The sequence below is a fragment of the Pseudoalteromonas sp. TB41 genome (assembly GCF_000497975.1).
GTDB lineage: Bacteria > Pseudomonadota > Gammaproteobacteria > Enterobacterales > Alteromonadaceae > Pseudoalteromonas > Pseudoalteromonas tetraodonis.
The window spans coordinates 1-18747 of the sequence record NZ_AUTH01000105.1 but is presented as its reverse complement, the minus strand read 5'-3'; the positions used below and the strand labels follow the sequence as shown (position 1 = coordinate 18747).

Here is an 18747-nt window from a genome sequence, read left to right as displayed (position 1 = left end):
TTCTCAATGAGTATCCATGATAAGTTAAAACGAGTTCGTAAACCTAGAGTACATATCACTTATGATGTGGAAACTGAGGGCGCGGCAGTAAAAAAAGAATTACCCTTTGTAGTGGGTGTAATGGGCGATTTTTCTGGTGATAATACAGAAGCGCTTAAGCCACTAAAAGATAGACGTTTTATTCAAATTGATCGTGATAACTTTAATGATGTTTTAAAGCGTATGAGCCCATCTCTACGTTTAAAAGTAGACAACACATTAACGGATGATGGTTCTCAGTTTGAAGTTAACTTGAACTTCAAATCGATTGACGATTTCGAGCCTGCAGCCGTTGTAAATCAAGTAGAGCCGTTACGCAAATTGATGGAAACGCGTAACAAGCTTCGTGACTTGATGACGAAGATTGACCGCTCAGAAGAACTTGAAAACGTACTAGAAGAAGTATTAAGCAACACAGCAAGCTTAGACTCGATGGCGAAAGAACTTAACTTAGAGGAGACTGATAAATGAGCACTGAACAATTAGCAACAGAATCAGAATCAGTAGCAGAAGTTAGTTCTTCACTTTTAGAGCAAGCAATCGGTGCGACTAAACAAACAGAGTCAAGCCGTGCTGAAGAGTTACTGAAAACGTTAACTGAAGAAGCATTAAAAGGCACAGTTCAATGGAACAAAAACATGACTGTGACGTTTAATGAAGCAATTCAATTAATCGATCAAAAAATCTCAAAGCAGTTAAGTGTCGTAATGCACACGGATGAGTTTCAAAAACTTGAAGGCTCATGGCGCGGATTACATCACTTAGTGATGAATTCTGAAACTAGCTCAACATTAAAAATTCGTGTTTTAAACATGAAAAAGAAAGAGCTGCATAAAGACTTAAGTAAAGCTGTTGAGTTTGATCAAAGCCAAACCTTTAAGAAAATATATGAGTCAGAATTTGGTACCCCAGGTGGTGAACCGTATGGCACGATTGTAGGTGACTTTGAATTTACTAATCACCCAGAAGATGTTGAAACATTAAGCTTAATGTCTAATGTTGCAGCTGCTGGTTTCTGTCCATTTATTGCCGCATCATCACCGTCGTTATTTGGTTTTGATAATTGGGAAGAATTAACTAAGCCACGTGATTTAGAAAAAGTGTTTGAATCACTAGAATACACTAAATGGCGTTCATTTAGAGACAGCGATGATTCACGCTTTGTATCACTTACTATGCCGCGTTTCCTTTCGCGTTTACCTTATGGTGCAGCGTCAAAACCAGTTGAAGAATTTAACTACGAAGAGTTTGAAGTTGAAGCGAAAGATGGCCGTTCAGTTAGTACTGATAATAGTGATTATTGTTGGAGTAATGCCGCATACGCTATGGCAACAAACATGACCGCTGCTTTCTCTCAATATGGTTTCTGTACTGCTATTCGTGGCGCAGAGGGTGGTGGTAAAGTAGAAGGCTTACCAACGCACATATTTACGAGTGATGATGGCGATCCAGATCTTAAATGTCCAACAGAAATTGGCATTACAGACCGTCGTGAGGCCGAGCTAAGCCAGTTAGGTTTCTTGCCTTTATGTCACTATAAAAACACTGATTATGCTGTTTTCTTTGGTGGCCAAAGCTGTCAAAAACCAAAAATCTACTCAACACCTGATGCAACCGCTAATGCTGCCATTTCAGCACGCTTACCTTACTTAATGGCGACTTCTCGTTTTGCTCATTACCTTAAAGTAATGGCGCGCGATAAAATTGGTAGCTTTATGGAAGCCGAAGACGTTGAATCATGGTTAAACCGTTGGATCCTGTCTTATGTAAATGCGACAGAGGGCGGTGGTCAAGATATTCGAGCACGTTACCCTCTTGCTGATGCGAAAGTATCTGTAAAAGAGATCCCAGGACAACCTGGTGCTTATAACGCTGTTGCTTGGCTTAAACCTTGGTTACAAATGGAAGAGCTTACTTCTTCTTTACGCCTTGTAGCTAAAATCCCAGAGATCGGTTAATAATACCGCTCTCTGCATTAAGGATGATGCAATAGAATGAATCACGAAGAGTTTTCATTTATCAATCAAGACTTCACTTTTCAACAAAAGTCGCAGTCTCGAATAAGTGATAATGACGCTTTACTCGATAGGTTTTTGAACGAAAAAAACCTAGATAAAGCGTTATTATTATGGCTTGAAGGCTCTTCTGATTCTCCACTTTCTTGGAATAAGGAGTCATTGAGTCCTTATTTACAGCGTGTGATCATTGAACTCGATCAACTGATTTCTGCACAACTCAATCATATAATTCATGCAAAAAGCTTTCAAAATTTAGAAGCTAGTTGGCGAAATCTATGGTGGCTATTATTACAAACAGAGCAACAAGACAAAGAAAAAAAAGTAAAAGTTAAATTGCTTAATTGTGACTGGCCAACGCTCTCAAAAGACGTAAATAAAGCGATAGATTTCGATCAAAGTACGTTTTTTCAATTACTCTATCAAAACGAATTTGACAGTGCTGGCGGCGAGCCCTTTGGTATTATGATTGGTGATTATGAAATTAGTAATGGTTGCTCAGCGGGTACTATTTATAACGATATAGATACGATTAAAGAAGTGTCAAGAACGGCTGCCGCCGCATTTTCTCCTTTTATATGTTCGGCATCGGCTAACTTATTTGGCGCAGATAGCTTTTCAGATTTAGGTTATTACTCTGATTTATTTAATCATTTTGAGCAGCCTGAATATATAAAATGGCAAAGCTTTAGAAAAATGGAAGAAGCTAGATTCATGGGTTTTACACTCCCTCATGTGCTAGTTAGGCCGCCTTATGCTAATGACGGTAAGCGCCATCAAGAATTCTATTTCAAAGAACAAATTATTAATCCAGAAACAGATATGCTGTGGGGAAATGCAGCCTATCAATTTGTATCGACAATAATCAGAGCTTACTGCGATAGCGGCTGGTTTGGGCATATACGTGGTATAGAGCCAGGGAAAGTGTCAAAAGGCTTAGTCACAGGGCTAGCTCGCGATAGTTTTGCTAATGATACTTATCAAAAAGAAGCTAAGCCGCCACTGGATTTGTTAGTAACCAGTAAGTTTGAAAAGCAATTTTCTGAACTCGGTTTTATCCCTGCATCTTCGGTCACAAATACCGAACATATTGTTTTTTACAGTAATGCGTCGGTTCAAAAGACAAAAAATTACGACTCAAGCGCTGCTAATATCAATGCGCGTTTATCGTCTATGTTGCAATACATTTTATGTGTATCGCGCTTTGCGCACTATTTAAAATTATTGGCCCGAGACCGTGTAGGCTCTTACAGCACGGCTCAAGCGTGTGAAAGAGATTTACAAGCGTGGATCAATAACTACACAACCGCGTCAGACTCTGCGTCTGAGCACATTAGAAGTAAATACCCACTCAGTAATGCAAAAATAAAAGTAAGTGAAAACAAGGCTAATCCGGGTCATTACTTTTCGGTTTTGCAGTTACAGCCCCATTTTCAGTTAGACCAAATGGTCTCGAGTATTAAGTTAATAACAGAGCTCAGTCCTCATCATAAAATAAAGGAATAGTCATGAAGAAAATACACAGTTTAATTCGCGAGGGAAAACTTGCTGATGCTTTATTATGTTGCGCTACAGAGTTGCAAGATGAGCCTTTAAATTTTGATATTAGAAGTCTTTATTCTGAATTACTTTGCATTAACGGTGAACTTGAAAAAGCAGATAAACAGCTAGATTTTATGGTGCAAAAGAACCCTGAATTTGCTGTAGGTGCGGTTAACCTTAGGCATTTAATTCGCGCACAACAATCGCGTGTAGATTTTTATCAAGGTAAGGGTATTCCTAAACTCTTTCATGAAGCTAATGAGCTAGACACCTTGTTCTTAAAAATGCACGTAGCCCTACTTGAAGGCGAAACATCTGAAGCGGCAACGCTTGCAAAACAAATGGAAGCGCTTCGTCTTGAAAGCGTTGATGATGAGCATTCAGCAATTAGAGATTTAGATGATAGCTTAAGCCCATATTTGGAAGTGCTAGGCACGAATGGCGAGTTTTACCTTGCAAACTTTAATGAAATTGAAACATTAAAAGTAGAACCTGTAGCGTCTTTATTAGAGAGCATCTGGTTACGTGTTGAGATCACTATCAAAGACGGTCCGTCAGGCACGGCACATTTACCGCTGGTTTATGCAAACTCAAATACTGAGCTGGAAAAGTTAGGTCAGGTTTCTGATTGGGATGAGCTACAAGATGAGTTTATTGTAGGTAAAGGAATGAAAATGTTATTTGTCAACGATGAAGCAATCACTATTCCCAGTCTAAAAATCAACGCCGTTGAAACAGCAGAGTAAGTGCAATAAACGATTATGATTGAACATAAGCAGCAACTCCAAGCATCTATTTTAGATAGGCTCATTGACGATGAGCCTGACTTTCAAGATGCACCTTCTCGTACTGAGGGGATCAGCATTAGTGAGCTGAGAAAAAATGTGCGTAGAGACATAGAAGCGCTGCTAAATGCTCGAATTCAGTGGCATACCTGGCCATCACAATATGCTGAGTTGTCGACTTCGTGTTTATCATATGGTTTGCCTGACTTTTCGAGTATGTCTGTAAGCTCACACGAAGGGCGTGCACTTTTATGCGAAACCGTAAGAAATACAATTTTAAAATTTGAACCGCGGTTTATTGAGGTAGAAGTGTTTACCGATGATGAAGTACCCGTGAACAGAGTATTAAACCTAAGGATTAACGCCTTGTTGTATGCCGATCCAGAACCTGAATTTATCAGCTTTGATTCTGAAGTTGAGCCGGTTAATTTAGGTATGAAGATTATTGAGGCCTCTTTATGAACGATGAGTTATTAAAGTACTACAACCGCGAACTAGCGTTTGTTCGCCACATGGGTAAAGACTTTTCTGAAAAGTACCCTAAAGTTGCTGGGCGATTAAAGTTAAGCGATGACCATATTGAAGACCCTCATGTATCTAGGCTAATCGAATCGTTCGCATTTTTAACTGCTAATATTAGACAAAAACTCGATGACAGCTTTCCTGAGCTAACTGATGCTCTATTGGGACAGATGCTGCCAGACTACCAAGCGCCTATCCCTTCTATGTCGGTGGTAAAATTAGAAGCTGAAAATCTGTCCACCACGGGTGTGGTCATTCCAAGAGGCAGTGAAGTAGAAACCAATGTTGAGTCGATGAAGCAATGTAAGTTTCAAACCTGTTACGAAACTTATTTATGGCCTGTTGAGATCACAAGTGCCCAATTTGATAATAGTCCGTTTGTTGCCCCTAAGCCTCGTTGGCATGAAAAAGCTAAGTCAATTTTTAAACTTGAGCTAACCGGTGAATATCCGGGTGTATCATTAGCTGAAACCGGGCTGGAAAAATTACGATTATTTATAAATGGCCAATGGCATCATACGCTTAAAGTGTATGAACTATTATTTAAACACGCTATTGGTATTGCTTTTGATAATGGTGAAGAGGGTATAAAGTACCTTTCTAAAAACCAGTTAAAAGCCGTAGGCTTTGATGCAAATGAAGCGGTGGTGCCCTATTCGCAGCGCTCAAGTGCTGGTTATCGGTTACTGGTGGAAAACTTTACCTTTCCGGAAAAGTTTCGCTTTGTTGAGCTTGAAAATATTCGTTCATCACTGCCTAAAAAGTCTAACAAATGCAGTGTGTATATTTATCTTGATTCAGAGTCAACCGAGCTTGAAAAGCAAGTAGACAAAAATATGTTTTTAATGGGATGTACACCCATTATCAATATGTTTGAGCAAGAACTAGAACCGATTCGCCCTGAGCTGAGTGAATACGAATACCAATTAACACCACGCTATATGGACTCTGAAATCTCAGAGGTGATTGGTATCTCAGAAGTTATTGCGTTTGATCACAAAGGGAACAAACAAATAGTGTGTCCTTTTTATGGGCAGACTCATCCACGATACCAAGGCCATGATGATTTATTTTGGCACATCCGCAGAGAAACCGCCTCATGGGCCGGTGGCTATGTTGAGTCAGGTACGGAATCGTTTCTATCATTGGTAGATGCACGATTTGAAAATAGCGCTATGGATTATGCTGAAGGGAACACGGTATTAACAGTACGTGCTAATTGCAGTAATCGAAACCTTCCTGCAAGCATGCCCTTTGGAGATGATGAACTCGGACTTTTAATGCCTGAACGTGGTGATGTAATAAAAAAAATACGTTGTTTAATCCCATTTACTCATGCAGTTAGACCGATATTAGCCGATGCAACTCGTTGGCAATTAGTTAATCATTTAACCCTTGATGCGTTTAGTGGAGAAGATGCATGTAACAAGCTTAAAGAAGTGTTACGGCTGTATGACTTTAGAGCTTCACCGCAAACAAAAGGCCTTATTGATAATATTTACCGCGTGATTGTAGAACCAGCAACGGCGCGTGTCGTACAAAAAGGACGAGTAAGCTTCGCAACGGGAAGCGAAATAGAAATTACCTTTGCCAATGATGATTTTTCGGGAAGTGGCATGTTTTTCTTTGCCTCTATTCTTGATCATTTCTTTGCACAATTTGCGGCAATCAATAGTTTCACGCGTGTTAGTTTAAGGCTCAAAGAACAAGAGCAAGTGTATTATCAATGGCCTGCTCGAGTTGGGGAAAGCCCGTTAATATGATCCAGCATATTATTTCTCAAGCGTCACAAGTTGATTTTTATAAAGCTGTTTTCATTATTGAAAACCAGCTTAAAAAGCATGGCTTAGAATATCGCTATGTAGGGTATGACAGTAGCCCAAAGCAAGAGTTAATTAAATTTACCGCAACACAAAAATTTGGTTACCCAGGTAACGCTATCACAAAATTAGAGCAAGCTAGCTTTGATGATGGGTTGCATAAAGTCAACATGCAGATCTCTTTTATGGGATTAACGGGTTGCTCGGGCGCTTTACCTCAATTTTACAGCGAGCTGGTGATGCAGCGTCTTCGCTATAAAGATACCACCATGCGTGACTTTTACGATATGTTTAATCATCGTTTGGTGTCTTTATATTATCGAGCGTGGAAAAAATATAAGCCGTCTTTAAATCATGTGAACAAAGATAAAAACAAAGACCCATATACACAAATATTGGGACTTTTAAGTGGCGGCTACAATGATCATCAGTTGCACTTTTCAGGCCTTTATAGCCGAAAAATTCGTAACGCTTTTGATTTAAAAAGTGTATTGAGCTCTTACCTTGGTTGTGATGTTGTCATCAAACAAATGGTAGGAAAGTGGCATGATCTGAAACCACAAGAACAAACTTGTTTAGCAAGTGAGCGCCTATATGAGGGACAACATGCTCGCTTAGGCGTTGATACCGTAATAGGTAAAAAGATATGGGATATTTCTTCTAATATTGAGATTCATATCAGCACTACTGATATTGATAAAGCAAAATCCTTGTTACCGAAAGGCAAGTTATTTGAGTTAGCTACAAAGATTGTAAAAGATTATGCGGGCAATGCGATTTCATTTCGACTTATCATCGAATCAGATTTTCAACAACTTGATGCGGTGCAGTTGTCTAAACGTGAATGCCAACTTGGCGCTAATAGCTTTTTAATGGCGAGTAAAAACACCCCTAAATTTAACCCTATTAAGTTATCGTTTAAAGGATAATTAAAAATTAAAAGGAACAGTGTATGTCAACGATGACATTAAATAAATTAGTTGAAAAACTAAGTCCAGATTGTAGAAAAAGCTTAGAGGCAGCTGTTGCAATATGTAATAGCCGCAGCCATTTTACGGTTGAATTAGAGCATTGGATGTTAGCTATGATTGAGCAGCAACTAGACGATGTTAGGCTCATATTCGGTTCGTTCGATATTGATATTGATCAGGTAAAGCAAGATTTAAACCAATCACTAGAGTCATTTAAAACGGGCAGTGATTCATCGCCTAGCCTATCAGTGCATGTTACTACATTATTAAGGCAGTCATGGTTAAGTACCAGTATTGAGTTCACCGATGAGCAAATTCGTAGTGCTTACGTTATTTACACGCTCACAAAAGACGATACCTTGTCTAGTTTAGTAACGCGTTGTAGTAAGCTTTTCAATAATATAGAACCTGGACAACTGTTACACGCATGGCCTGAAATTGTTGCCCAATCGCAAGAACGTAATACCAGCACTGCAAGTGCTACAACACCTGCAAATGGTTCATCTAAAACACCAAGCTTAGATCAATTTACAGTTGATTTAACCGCTCAAGCAAAAGCGGGGAAAATAGACCCTATTCTAGGTCGTGATTTTGAAATACGTCAAATGGTTGATATTTTAACTAGACGTCGTCAAAACAATCCAATCTTAACGGGTGAAGCGGGTGTAGGTAAAACCGCTGTGGTTGAAGGACTTGCCCTAAGAATTGCCCAAAAAGACGTACCTGCAGTATTACAAAACGTTAAGTTGCACAGCCTAGATTTGGCTTTGCTTCAAGCAGGTGCGGGCATGAAAGGTGAGTTTGAAAATCGCTTAAAGTCGTTAATTAACGAAGTTAAAAACGCTGTTGACCCTGTGATTCTTTTTATCGATGAAGCTCACACTATGATTGGTAGTGGCGGACAAGCGGGTCAAAACGATGCGGCTAACTTACTAAAACCTGCTTTAGCAAGAGGGGAATTACGTACAATTGCAGCAACAACGTGGGCTGAATATAAAAAGTTTTTTGAAAAGGATGCTGCACTAACACGTCGTTTCCAAGTGGTAAAGGTTGAAGAGCCAACGCCAGAAAAAGCGGTTGCTATGCTACGTGGTTTAGTTCCTGTTATGGAAAAGCATCATAAAGTGTTTATTTCAGAGCAAGCACTTGAAAGTGCGGTGCATCTATCGCACAGGTACATTACTGCCAGGCAACTTCCCGATAAAGCAGTTGCATTGTTAGATACGGCCTGTGCTCGTGTTGCTATGAGCCAAGCATCGACACCTAATGCGATTGAGCAGTTAATGAATAGACTTAGTGAAATTGAAGCGCAAGTTTTAATGTTAAATCGTGAGCAAAAAACCGGTTTAGATCACAGCGAACAATTATCAGCACTTAAATCTGAACTAGTTGAGATTGAACAGCAACTTGAACCATTAAATGAGCAGTTCAACGTTGAAAAAGGCATCGTTGCAGAATTAAACCAAGCGCTTGAATCGATTAACACCAACGATGCAGACTCTTCTGCTGAAGTACTTGAGCAGTTAAAAGAAAGTAAGCTTAAGCTAGCCTCGTACGAACATAACATGGTGCATTGGCAAGTTGATGAAGAGCTGATTGCACAGGTTATTTCTGATTGGACTGGTATTCCTGTTGGTAAAATGCATGAAGATGAAATTCATGGCATTTTAAATTTAGCTGCGCAAATGAAACAACGCGTAGTTGGCCAAGATCATGCGCTTGAACTCATGGCTAAAGTAGTACAAACCTCTCGTGCTCAGCTTGCAGATGAAAGTCGCCCTAATGGTATATTTATGCTGGCAGGCCCAAGCGGAGTGGGTAAAACAGAGACCGCGCTTTCACTAGCACAAGAAGTATATGGCAGTGAAGATAACGTAACAGTTATTAATATGTCTGAGTTTAAAGAAGAGCATAAAGTGTCATTACTACTTGGCTCACCTCCAGGTTATGTTGGTTATGGCGAAGGCGGTATTTTAACCGAAGCAGTAAGAAGAAAACCATATAGTGTGGTGCTGCTAGATGAAATGGAAAAAGCCCATCCAGGCGTGCAAGATATTTTCTATCAAGTATTCGATAAAGGCACCATAAAAGACGGTGAAGGCCGAGACATCGACTTTAAAAATACCATCATTATTATGACCTCAAATGTGGGTACTGATACCACAATGAGCTTATTTGAAGATGAAGAAAGTAAGCCAAGTATTAAAGGCTTATTAAAAGCACTACAAGATGATTTATTAGGGGCATTTAAGCCTGCATTTTTAGGACGAATTAACGTTATTCCATATATTCCGTTAAGTGATGAAATTCTTACCCAGATTGCTGCGTTGCAAATTAGTAAAATAATTAAGCGTGTTAAAAAGCACTATGATGCGCAATTAACGTATAACGATGATGTGATTGAGCACATTATTGCAAATTGTCAAAATGCCGGATCGGGTGCACGAAATATTCACACGATATTACAGAATAAAGTACTACCTCTATTGTCTGAGATCTTGCTTTCAAGCATGGTTGAAGGTGAAAAAGTAACATCTATCTCATTGTTAATTAAAGATAATGAGTTCGATGTTGAATTAACTAAAGTTAATTCAAAATAACTTGTTTTTAAGGTTGTTTCTTTAGTTTTAGGGCATTATAATTCGTGTGTCTTATATAGAAACAAGGAATTTTTGAGACATTGTCTTCATCTAGGGAAAGGAATTCTGAAGACCTTTTCATTGCTGTTTTAAAGATAATGATTTCAAGGAATTTTGGGTAACCAAAGTAAACGAATCCACATAATGGATAATATTGTTTAATAAAAAGGAGCATTATCAAATGCAAGCAAATACATATTTAAAATACGGTTCAATCAAAGGCGAAACTACTGCTGAGTCTTTCAAAGATTTAATTACAGTTTTATCTTTAGATTGGAACGTTAGCCGTGAAATTAGCGCAGCGACTGGTACGGCGATGGATCGTGAATCTAGCTCTACTCGTTTAGGCGATGTGACTATTACTAAACTTCAAGATAAAGCATCTCCGGATCTTTTCAAAGAAGCAACTATTGGTAAAGGTCTACCTGCTGTTTTCCATATCACTAAACAAGGTGATAAAGTTGAAGAAATCATGAAAATCGAACTTACAGATGCCATGATCTCTAGCTACTCAGTATCAGTTCAAAACGACCGTCCAATTGAAACAATCACTATCAGCTACACTGAAATGATGATGACTGTTACACCTACTGACGACCAAAACAACATCACTGCACCACTTGTATATGGTTACAGCGGTGTTAAAGGTCAACAAATGTAATATTTGTTACCCGATTGTAGCTCTGGGCTTTGCCCAGGGCTTTTTTTGATCTTCAGGATGGGAAAAGCAAGGAATGCAAAAAGCAACACAAGATAAAAACGTAATTCAAATTAGTACTCCTGTTGGTAAAGATGCCCTTTATTTAACACGCTTCGTTGCGCAAGAAGCCATGTCAGATTTGTTTGTTATGTCGGTCAATATGTACACCATAGGCCAACAAATTGCACATGAAGATCTGGTTGGCAAGCCTGTTTCTATCAAGGTAAAAAATGCCGAGGGTGGCGGAGAGCGTTATTATCACGGTATCGTGAGTCAGCTTGTTTCTAACGGAAGCCGTACGGCGGACGTTGATGAGCAAAAAAATTACATTGATTATCAAGCTACCATTGTGCCTTTTGCCGCTTCTATGCGTAATCGTAAAAACAGTCGCATTTTCCAAAAGAAAACAATTAAAGATATATTTGCTGATTTGTTTGGCCAACACAATGTGGCTTTTTCAGATAAAACCAGTAAAACCTACCCCAAATACGAATACTGTGTGCAATACCAAGAGTCAGATTTTGACTTTATCCAACGCTTATTACAAAGCGAGGGGATTTTTTACTTCTTTGAGCATACAAAAAGTAACCATACATTAGTTTTAGCAGATGATATTACCGCATATGAAATGTGTGGTGAGGCTAAAGTTGTTCATTCAACTGGCCATTTAAGTGAGTCTCATGTTTCGCGTTGGCAGGGCGGATTAAGCTTAGCGCCAGGTAGTTTCAAACGTTTGGGCTACGATTTTAAACAGCCATCACGTTACCCTGATGCAGAGCAAGCAAACGCAGAATTACCGACCCAATCGGTATCAGAAATTTTTGAATATACAGCTGAAGCAGAGTGTCATCCCCGCGCGGCTAATTTGGCATCAGTTCAACTAGAGTCACTGCAAAGAGACATGAAGCTCTCTAGCGGGCGCAGTGACTGCCGCTCATTCTCTGTTGGTAAACTGTTTAGTTTCAAAAAACATGAAGACCCACGCCTTGAAGGTAAAACCTTTGCTATCACCTCGATGATGACGTCGATTGTGGTACCAAACCAATCAGGCGCTGCACAAGCATCGAGTGAAGAAGTGTATTCTAACCACTTTGAATGTGTGCCAAAAGACATTCCATACAGAGCGCAAGTGAGCAAAAAGAAACCGGTTATCAACGGCGTACAAACAGCCATAGTAACGGGTGATAGCGCCGATGAAATTATGATTGATCAATATGGCCGCGTTAAGGTGCAATTTGATTGGGATCGTGAAGGTAAAAAAGACTCTAAAAGTTCATGTTGGATCCGAGTTGCACAAAATTGGGCTGGCAAAAAGTGGGGCGCCTTTTTCTTTCCCCGCGTAGGTCAAGAAGTTCTGGTTGATTTTATTAATGGCGACCCAGATCAACCTATAATAAGCGGTGCTGTTTATAATGCAGACCTAATGCCTCCGTACGCATTACCTGGTGAAAAAACGCAAAGTGGTATTAAGACTCGCTCAACTAAAGAAGGTGGAGCAGATAACTTTAATGAGCTGCGCTTTGAGGATAAAAAAGGCAGCGAGCTTGTGTATATGCAAGCCGAAAAAGATAAACAGCTTTACGTTAAAAACGATCAAAACGAAAAAATAGATAACGACCGTAATGTTGAAATTCTTAATAACGATAATCTCAAAGTCACAGCTAACCGTGTTGCTGAAATGGGTGAAAATGACACCTTAAAAGTCGGTAAAACACTTAATATTGAAGCCGGTGACGAAATAGTGATTAAAACAGGCTCGGCGCAAATTAAAATGAGCAGTAGTGGCAATATTACTATTGAAGGTACAAACATTGATATTAAAGGCAGTAATGTAAAAGTAGATGGCAGTGCCATTACCTTATCTGCTGGTGTAATTAAGTTAAATTAATGATGGAAATAGTTAATAACTTTCAATCAGGATTTAGAAACGGCATTGCAAATAACGGGCACGTTGTTTACTGCCGTTATGGTTTACCGCATTTAGTGTGTTTACCGATAAACAGGCCAGACGATCCATTACTAAGCCCGGCTTTAAGTCATTTAAAAGCCATGAATGGCTATTATGCACAGCAGTTTTTTATTCATTTAAGTGATGCACTTAATAGTGAAAATGTAATTTCAAACTTATATCAATATGCAACTCAAAGCGCTGTGGCACTTTCTGATCACAGTAAAGATGAGTTAATTAATGAAATTTCGCTACTGGTAACCAGTAACAAGCTATTAGTTATCCCGCTTTATGAATAGCATTTCATAAACCAACAAAGACACGACAAGGAGTCAAAATGGGTAAACCCGCTGCTACAATTGGTCATATGCATGTATGCCCTAAAGTGACCGCTAAAGTTCCACATGTGGGCGGACCTATAGTTGCTGGCTCTGGCAATGTATTAATAGGCGGCATGCCCGCTGCCCGCAAAGGCGACATGATAGTGTGTATTGGCCCACCAGACTGCGTAAAAACAGGCTCGGGTAGTGTTCAAATTAATGGTAAACCTGCCGCCAGAATGGGCGATGATAGTGGCCACGGCGGAAAAATCGTTGTGGGCAACCCAACTGTTTTAATTGGTGGCTAACTTTGCTAGCGACCTATTTAAGTGATCATCAAGCACAATTACTACAAATTAGTAACGCTCAATTGTGCCCGTTTACGTGTGTAGGTCATGTTCGTTATTTAAGAAAAACCCTATTAGAAAGCTGCTGGGTAAACGCAAAAAACAATAATCAAAAAAATAATTTTGAATTGCCCACCACTGAGCAACTAGTCGAAATAATAACTAACACTAAAAACGATGAATTAGTTGCCCAAGCATGTATTGAAGTCATGGCAAACTTGCCACAAAATAAAAATATTATATTTATAAATGAACTGCTTAATCAGCCAGTGCTTAGTGCTTTTTTTAAAATCATTATAAATAAAGTGGTTATTCAACAGCATAGCTTTAACTTAATTCGGCTATTAAATTTAAACACCTTGTTTTTTGCTTACAGTGCTGATGATGAAATTCCGCCGCAAACACTGGTCACTATAAATCAAATTACCAGCCTTGCGCAGCACCACGGGCCACAGATATTAACGGCTATTTTTGATGCATTAAGTGAGCAAGCCCATCTATCACCCTTAATGTCGTTATTTTTGTTGTCATTAAATTTTGAGCAAGTAAACAGCTTAAGCAATCATGCCAGTAATACCTTATCGGTTGATCAAACATTGCATATTTTATTACAAAGCGGTTTTGTAAAACTGATTGTTTTAGCTAATTCTTTGCTACCACAGGTAGAGCAACCCGCGTTAATTATTGCGCTAATAAGGCGCATGTTAGGTGATAAACTCGATCAGCTAGTGGAGTACGATATCCAGCGACTCGCTTGGCAAGGCGATGAAAGCGCGTTAATAAATTTTCAGCAGCAGTTAAAACATAACTGGCCTAAATATGAAACCGCCATGTCGAGTTTACGATTGATTGCAGGACACCCCCTTGATGAAGTGCCTAATGCCATTTATTTATCAGCCATGGATAGCTATAGCCAAGGGGTGTTTAACTTATATCGCTATTATCAACACCTCGCTGCCAATAAAGCTCAGGACGAGGTGGCATCATGAGTGCATTTTCAATAGAGATGGTATGCTTTTCTGCCCCAAATATTAGCAGCGTAGATGCATTATTATTTGACGATAACAGTGCTGTTTTTAATGAACTGCAATGGCAGTCTTGGGATGCCTGTGTTTACGATTGCATAATTAAATCTAAAGAATTAATGGCAGAAGTCACAGACAGCACATTGCCGATGATCTGGTTACTACCAGCGTTATCATTTAAAGATGAGCTAAAACAGTTATTAACTCAGAGCTTACAACAGTTATACCCCGATCATAGCAACGAGCTAATTTTTCATGGATCAACAGGTGCACACTCTGCTATAGCTTTGGCCGGTGAAAAAAAATGGCAAAAATTTAATGTAATTGCTTTAGATGCAACTTTTAAAGCAAATAAACAGCAGCAGTTTCTATATCAAGGTGTAGGTGGTGCGTTGGCTGTAGTTGAAATGGTGCCTTGCGGGTGGTCGCAGGTAAGCCATGAAATTGCAGCATCTATTGATTTTAGCAAACATAATCAGCTAGCAGGTATGCTTACGCGATTAGCTGAAAAAACAGAGAATAAGATAGATCTAATTTTTGCACCAGGAAATGGGGTAGATGATGATAGTTGGCTAAACAATTTACAGCTACTTACTAGCTTAATTGATGAGCACACATATTACGAACTACCCAATTATAAATTAGGGAAAATAGGCGCACTAGAAGGGTTGGTTAATTTGTACCAATTAACCACAAGCCCTGCAATTGTTGAGCATTTTAGTCATGCATTAATGCTTTCACAGGAGCAAGCTAAGCATCAAGGTGCAGCATCATACTTATGGATAAGTGAGGAAGTACACAGCTAATGCAAAGTAATACCGTTGTTTTACAGGGAATAAGTTACCCAATTTGCCTCGTCGCAGGTAAAGGTTCTGCGCCGTCGGGCTTTGTTGCTGTAGCAGCTAACACGCCGGAAAGTGCCAAAAATCAAATTGCGCAAGTCGGCAGTGCGCTTACTAGCGACGCAGCTAAACGTTTAGACGTTATTAACTTGCTTAACCTTGCAGGAGTAAGCTGTTCGCGCGGTGCGTCAGCCCGTGAAACCGCGAGTGTATTAACCCAAGCTTTGGTTGCAGATAAAATTAGTTGTTATCACCAAAAAGCTAAGTCGGCTATTCAAGTAAGCGATAACACCAATAGCGGCGCAGCAGGTAAAAAGCCAAGTAATAAGAGCATTTCAACAGCCTCAGGTAAAAGTGCCTCTCAAGCGCCGGCTAAAAACAGTGGCGGTGCAAGTAATAATACTCCCAGTGAAGAACCTATCACCCAACAAGAGTGTCGCTCTGATCCAGTTTCTATGCTTTCGGGTGAAGAAATACTGCCGCTTATTGATTTCACCTTAGCAGGCAGCAAACAATTAATTTGGCGACGCCTATACCGTTCATCGCATGCGGATGTATGTAGTGTAATGGGTAATGGTTGGCGACATGACTTTATGGTGCAGCTAACTGAGCACTATTTACCGCCACCTAAAGTAGGTCCAAAACAAAAAGGCACCTACTGGTTAGAATACCAAGATGAGCATGGCGCTAAACACCGTTTTGAAAAAGTAAAACCGGGGCAATCGAGCTATCAATTAAGCAGTAATTTGGCGTTGCATTACCAAACTAATGGTAAGCAAGTATTGGTAACCCCAGATGATCAGCATCTTACGTTTAAAGCGGGCGAAAACTCATGGTTGCTCGAAAAGGTCATTAACGAAAAAGGCCAAAGTATTGGTTTTTATTACGATGCGAAAGAGCGCTTGCATCGCGTTGAGGTAAATAAAGCGCGTGGCTGTATTTTAAAATATAACCCGCAAGGGTTGCTGGCAAATATTTCAGCTTACCGTACTGGCGATAACAATAAGCCTGTATTACTTACGCCGTTACTTGCACAATATGATTATGATGAAAACAAAAACCTCGTTCGCGCCACCAATCAGCAAGGTGAAACAGAGCATTATGGCTATAACGCCGCTAACTTATTAACTAAGCGTACTCGTGCCAGTGGTTTTAGCCATCATTTTGAATGGGACAGTTACTCATCGAGTGCTAAATGTATAAAACAATGGGGTGATAACAACACCTATACATATCAGTTTGAATATAATTTAGACGCTGGTGAAACAACCTGTATAGACTCGCGTGGGCATAAAGAACACTTTGTACATAACGCGCAAGGTAAGTTAGTTAAGCACACCGACCCAAATGGTAATGTGTGGCAATACGGCTATAACGCACAAGGTCAAAAAGTTACTGAAATAAAGCCAGATAGCAGTGAAATAAAATACAGCTATACCCCTTATGGTCAGTTAGAATCAATAACCCAGCCAGATGGTAGTGTCACTAAATTTGCTTACAACCAATTGGGTCAGCGTGTATTAACCACCTTGCCTGATGGCCAAACCATTACCCGTAAATACAGCGTGGCGGGTTTGCTGCAAAGTGAAACCTTTGGCGACGGTCGCACCGTACTTTACAGCTATGACAAATTTGGCCAGCTAACCCAACACATAAATAAAGACGGTCAAGTCACTAAATTTGTATGGAACGAGCAAGGCGAGCTTTTAGCCAAGCACCATAACGATGAGCTTATTCGTTACAGTTACGACAGTCTAGGCAGTGTAAATGCCACCATTAATAACGCAGGTTTGTTGACTCAATATAAATACAATGAGCACGGCCAGCTTGCGCAAACTATTGCTTTTGACGAAAAAGCTCCTGAGAACAAACAGCATCAACATTTTAGTTACGATGATGCAGGGCGGTTAATTAGCTCGCAAAACAGTAAGGGTGATACCACCGAGCAGCACTTTGAAGGGCTAAGCCAGCCACATTGTGTTATTCAGCCCGATGGCAGTGCACTGCATTTAACTTACGATAAAGAGCGTAACCTAACCGCTATCGAACGTAGCGACGGCCATGTATACCGCATAAGCTATGACGCTAACGAAAACCCAACGCAAGTAACTGGGTTTGACGGTACGCTACAGCAATATAAATACGATGCCTGTAACAGGTTAACCTCTGTTACACAAAGCGATAAACGCCACGTAAAAATAGAGCGCGACAGCCTAGGCCGCGTAACTGCACAACATGCAAGCTTGGCAAGCGACTCACATATCGTTAATAACGCCAATTATTACAGCTACACAAAGCAAGGTAAAATAGCGCGTGCACATAACGCACAATCAACACTTAAACAACGCTTTGATAAAGGCGGGCGACTACTGCACGCCGAGCAAGTACATAACCAGCAACAAGCGCATACCTTACAATACAGCTACGACGACTACGGCAGACGCCAAACACTGACGCTGCCAGACTCAAGCACGCTTAACTACAGCTACAATAAGTTTGGTCAGCTAAGTGCGATTCATTTACACCAAGCCAACAGCACGGCTGTTGAACTTGCAGCGCTTAGCTATGACAGTCAAGGTAATATCCAAACGCAAAAGTTTGGAAATGACATAACCCTTACTCAACAGTTTGATGTATTCAACCGCTTAACGCAGCAACAGTTAACCCATCCTGCGCAAGCACTATTTGATATCTGTACGTACAATTACGACAGCGTAAACCAGCTGATTGCGCGTAAAGAGGAAGGGGTTAGTAGCCATAACATTAATTTTGAGTACAACAGCCTTGGCCAGTTAATTCAGCAAAATCTAGTAAGTTCTGAGAATACAAAAACCACGCAATACCAGTGGGATAGTTTTGGTAACCCAGTTAGCCAATCAAAAATTCAAAATAACGAATTAGCCGAGCAGCAAACGACTCAGCACAATGATAATAGCGATGCTAGTGACGCCAGCAATAAGATTGAAAGCAACCAGTCAGAAAGCACACGTAATGTAATTCATAGTGAGTACAGTGATTCAAGTACAGCAACCGCAGCCAGTGAGCTAAGCGAAGACGATGGAGTTATTAAAGGCTCTACAGACGCAGACCGTTTAACCCACTTTGGCGATAGCGACTTTCATTATGATGAGTTTGGTAACCAAATCCGCGAAACCGGCAAAGGCATAAAAACCCGCCGCGAATACAACGCGTTTAATCAGTTAAGCTGCTTTAACAACAACGGCACGCTTAC

At 40.1% G+C, this 18747-nt stretch carries 15 protein-coding genes; all 15 read left to right on the top strand.

The features are described from left to right. The first annotated feature begins 6 nt into the window (after positions 1–6). Complete coding sequence (tssB, locus tag L641_RS0118475) at positions 7–510, top strand: type VI secretion system contractile sheath small subunit (RefSeq protein WP_010389380.1); 504 nt, start codon at positions 7–9, stop codon at positions 508–510. After that, the gene (gene tssC, locus L641_RS0118470) at positions 507–1997 is read left to right on the top strand and encodes a type VI secretion system contractile sheath large subunit (RefSeq protein ID WP_013462966.1); all 1491 of its coding nucleotides are present in this window, start codon (positions 507–509) and stop codon (positions 1995–1997) included. Before tssB ends, tssC (L641_RS0118470) begins: the two co-directional genes overlap by 4 nt. Before the next feature lie 36 nt (positions 1998–2033). Further along, positions 2034–3560: a type VI secretion system contractile sheath large subunit gene (tssC, locus tag L641_RS0118465; RefSeq protein WP_024602745.1), complete on the top strand. Its 1527-nt coding sequence runs from the start codon at positions 2034–2036 to the stop codon at positions 3558–3560. 2 nt (positions 3561–3562) lie between these two features. Next, entirely contained in the window at positions 3563–4342 is a 780-nt protein-coding gene (locus L641_RS0118460; protein ID WP_024602744.1) for a type VI secretion system accessory protein TagJ, read from the top strand. 15 nt (positions 4343–4357) lie between these two features. Further along, positions 4358–4843 carry a type VI secretion system baseplate subunit TssE gene (tssE, locus tag L641_RS0118455; protein WP_013462969.1) on the top strand — a complete coding sequence of 162 codons (486 nt, stop codon included), beginning with the start codon at positions 4358–4360 and terminating at the stop codon, positions 4841–4843. After that, a complete protein-coding gene (gene tssF / locus L641_RS0118450) occupies positions 4840–6666 on the top strand; it encodes a type VI secretion system baseplate subunit TssF (RefSeq protein ID WP_024602743.1) in 1827 nt (608 codons plus the stop codon). The genes tssE and tssF overlap by 4 nt, the downstream gene beginning before the upstream one ends. Beyond that, entirely contained in the window at positions 6663–7652 is a 990-nt protein-coding gene (gene tssG / locus L641_RS0118445; RefSeq protein WP_024602742.1) for a type VI secretion system baseplate subunit TssG, read from the top strand. The genes tssF and tssG overlap by 4 nt, the downstream gene beginning before the upstream one ends. A gap of 23 nt (positions 7653–7675) precedes the next feature. After that, positions 7676–10294 carry a type VI secretion system ATPase TssH gene (tssH, locus tag L641_RS0118440; RefSeq protein WP_024602741.1) on the top strand — a complete coding sequence of 873 codons (2619 nt, stop codon included), beginning with the start codon at positions 7676–7678 and terminating at the stop codon, positions 10292–10294. A 220-nt stretch (positions 10295–10514) separates the two neighbouring features. Beyond that, positions 10515–10994 carry a type VI secretion system tube protein Hcp gene (locus tag L641_RS0118435; RefSeq protein ID WP_013462973.1) on the top strand — a complete coding sequence of 160 codons (480 nt, stop codon included), beginning with the start codon at positions 10515–10517 and terminating at the stop codon, positions 10992–10994. Between the two features lie 73 nt (positions 10995–11067). Further along, a complete protein-coding gene (gene tssI / locus L641_RS0118430; protein ID WP_024602740.1) occupies positions 11068–12921 on the top strand; it encodes a type VI secretion system tip protein TssI/VgrG in 1854 nt (617 codons plus the stop codon). Next, complete coding sequence (locus L641_RS0118425; RefSeq protein WP_042849408.1) at positions 12921–13280, top strand: hypothetical protein; 360 nt, start codon at positions 12921–12923, stop codon at positions 13278–13280. Before tssI ends, L641_RS0118425 begins: the two co-directional genes overlap by 1 nt. A gap of 38 nt (positions 13281–13318) precedes the next feature. Beyond that, complete coding sequence (locus L641_RS0118420; RefSeq protein ID WP_024602738.1) at positions 13319–13609, top strand: PAAR domain-containing protein; 291 nt, start codon at positions 13319–13321, stop codon at positions 13607–13609. A 2-nt stretch (positions 13610–13611) separates the two neighbouring features. Then, on the top strand, positions 13612–14637 hold the full coding sequence (locus tag L641_RS0118415; RefSeq protein ID WP_024602737.1) for a hypothetical protein: 1026 nt from the start codon (positions 13612–13614) through the stop codon (positions 14635–14637). Then, positions 14634–15479, top strand: a complete 846-nt coding sequence (locus L641_RS0118410) for a hypothetical protein (protein ID WP_024602736.1) — start codon at positions 14634–14636, stop codon at positions 15477–15479. The genes L641_RS0118415 and L641_RS0118410 overlap by 4 nt, the downstream gene beginning before the upstream one ends. After that, a partial coding sequence (locus tag L641_RS0118405; RefSeq protein ID WP_024602735.1) for a DUF6531 domain-containing protein occupies positions 15479–18747 on the top strand: 3269 nt, incomplete at its 3' end. The genes L641_RS0118410 and L641_RS0118405, both read left to right, overlap by 1 nt.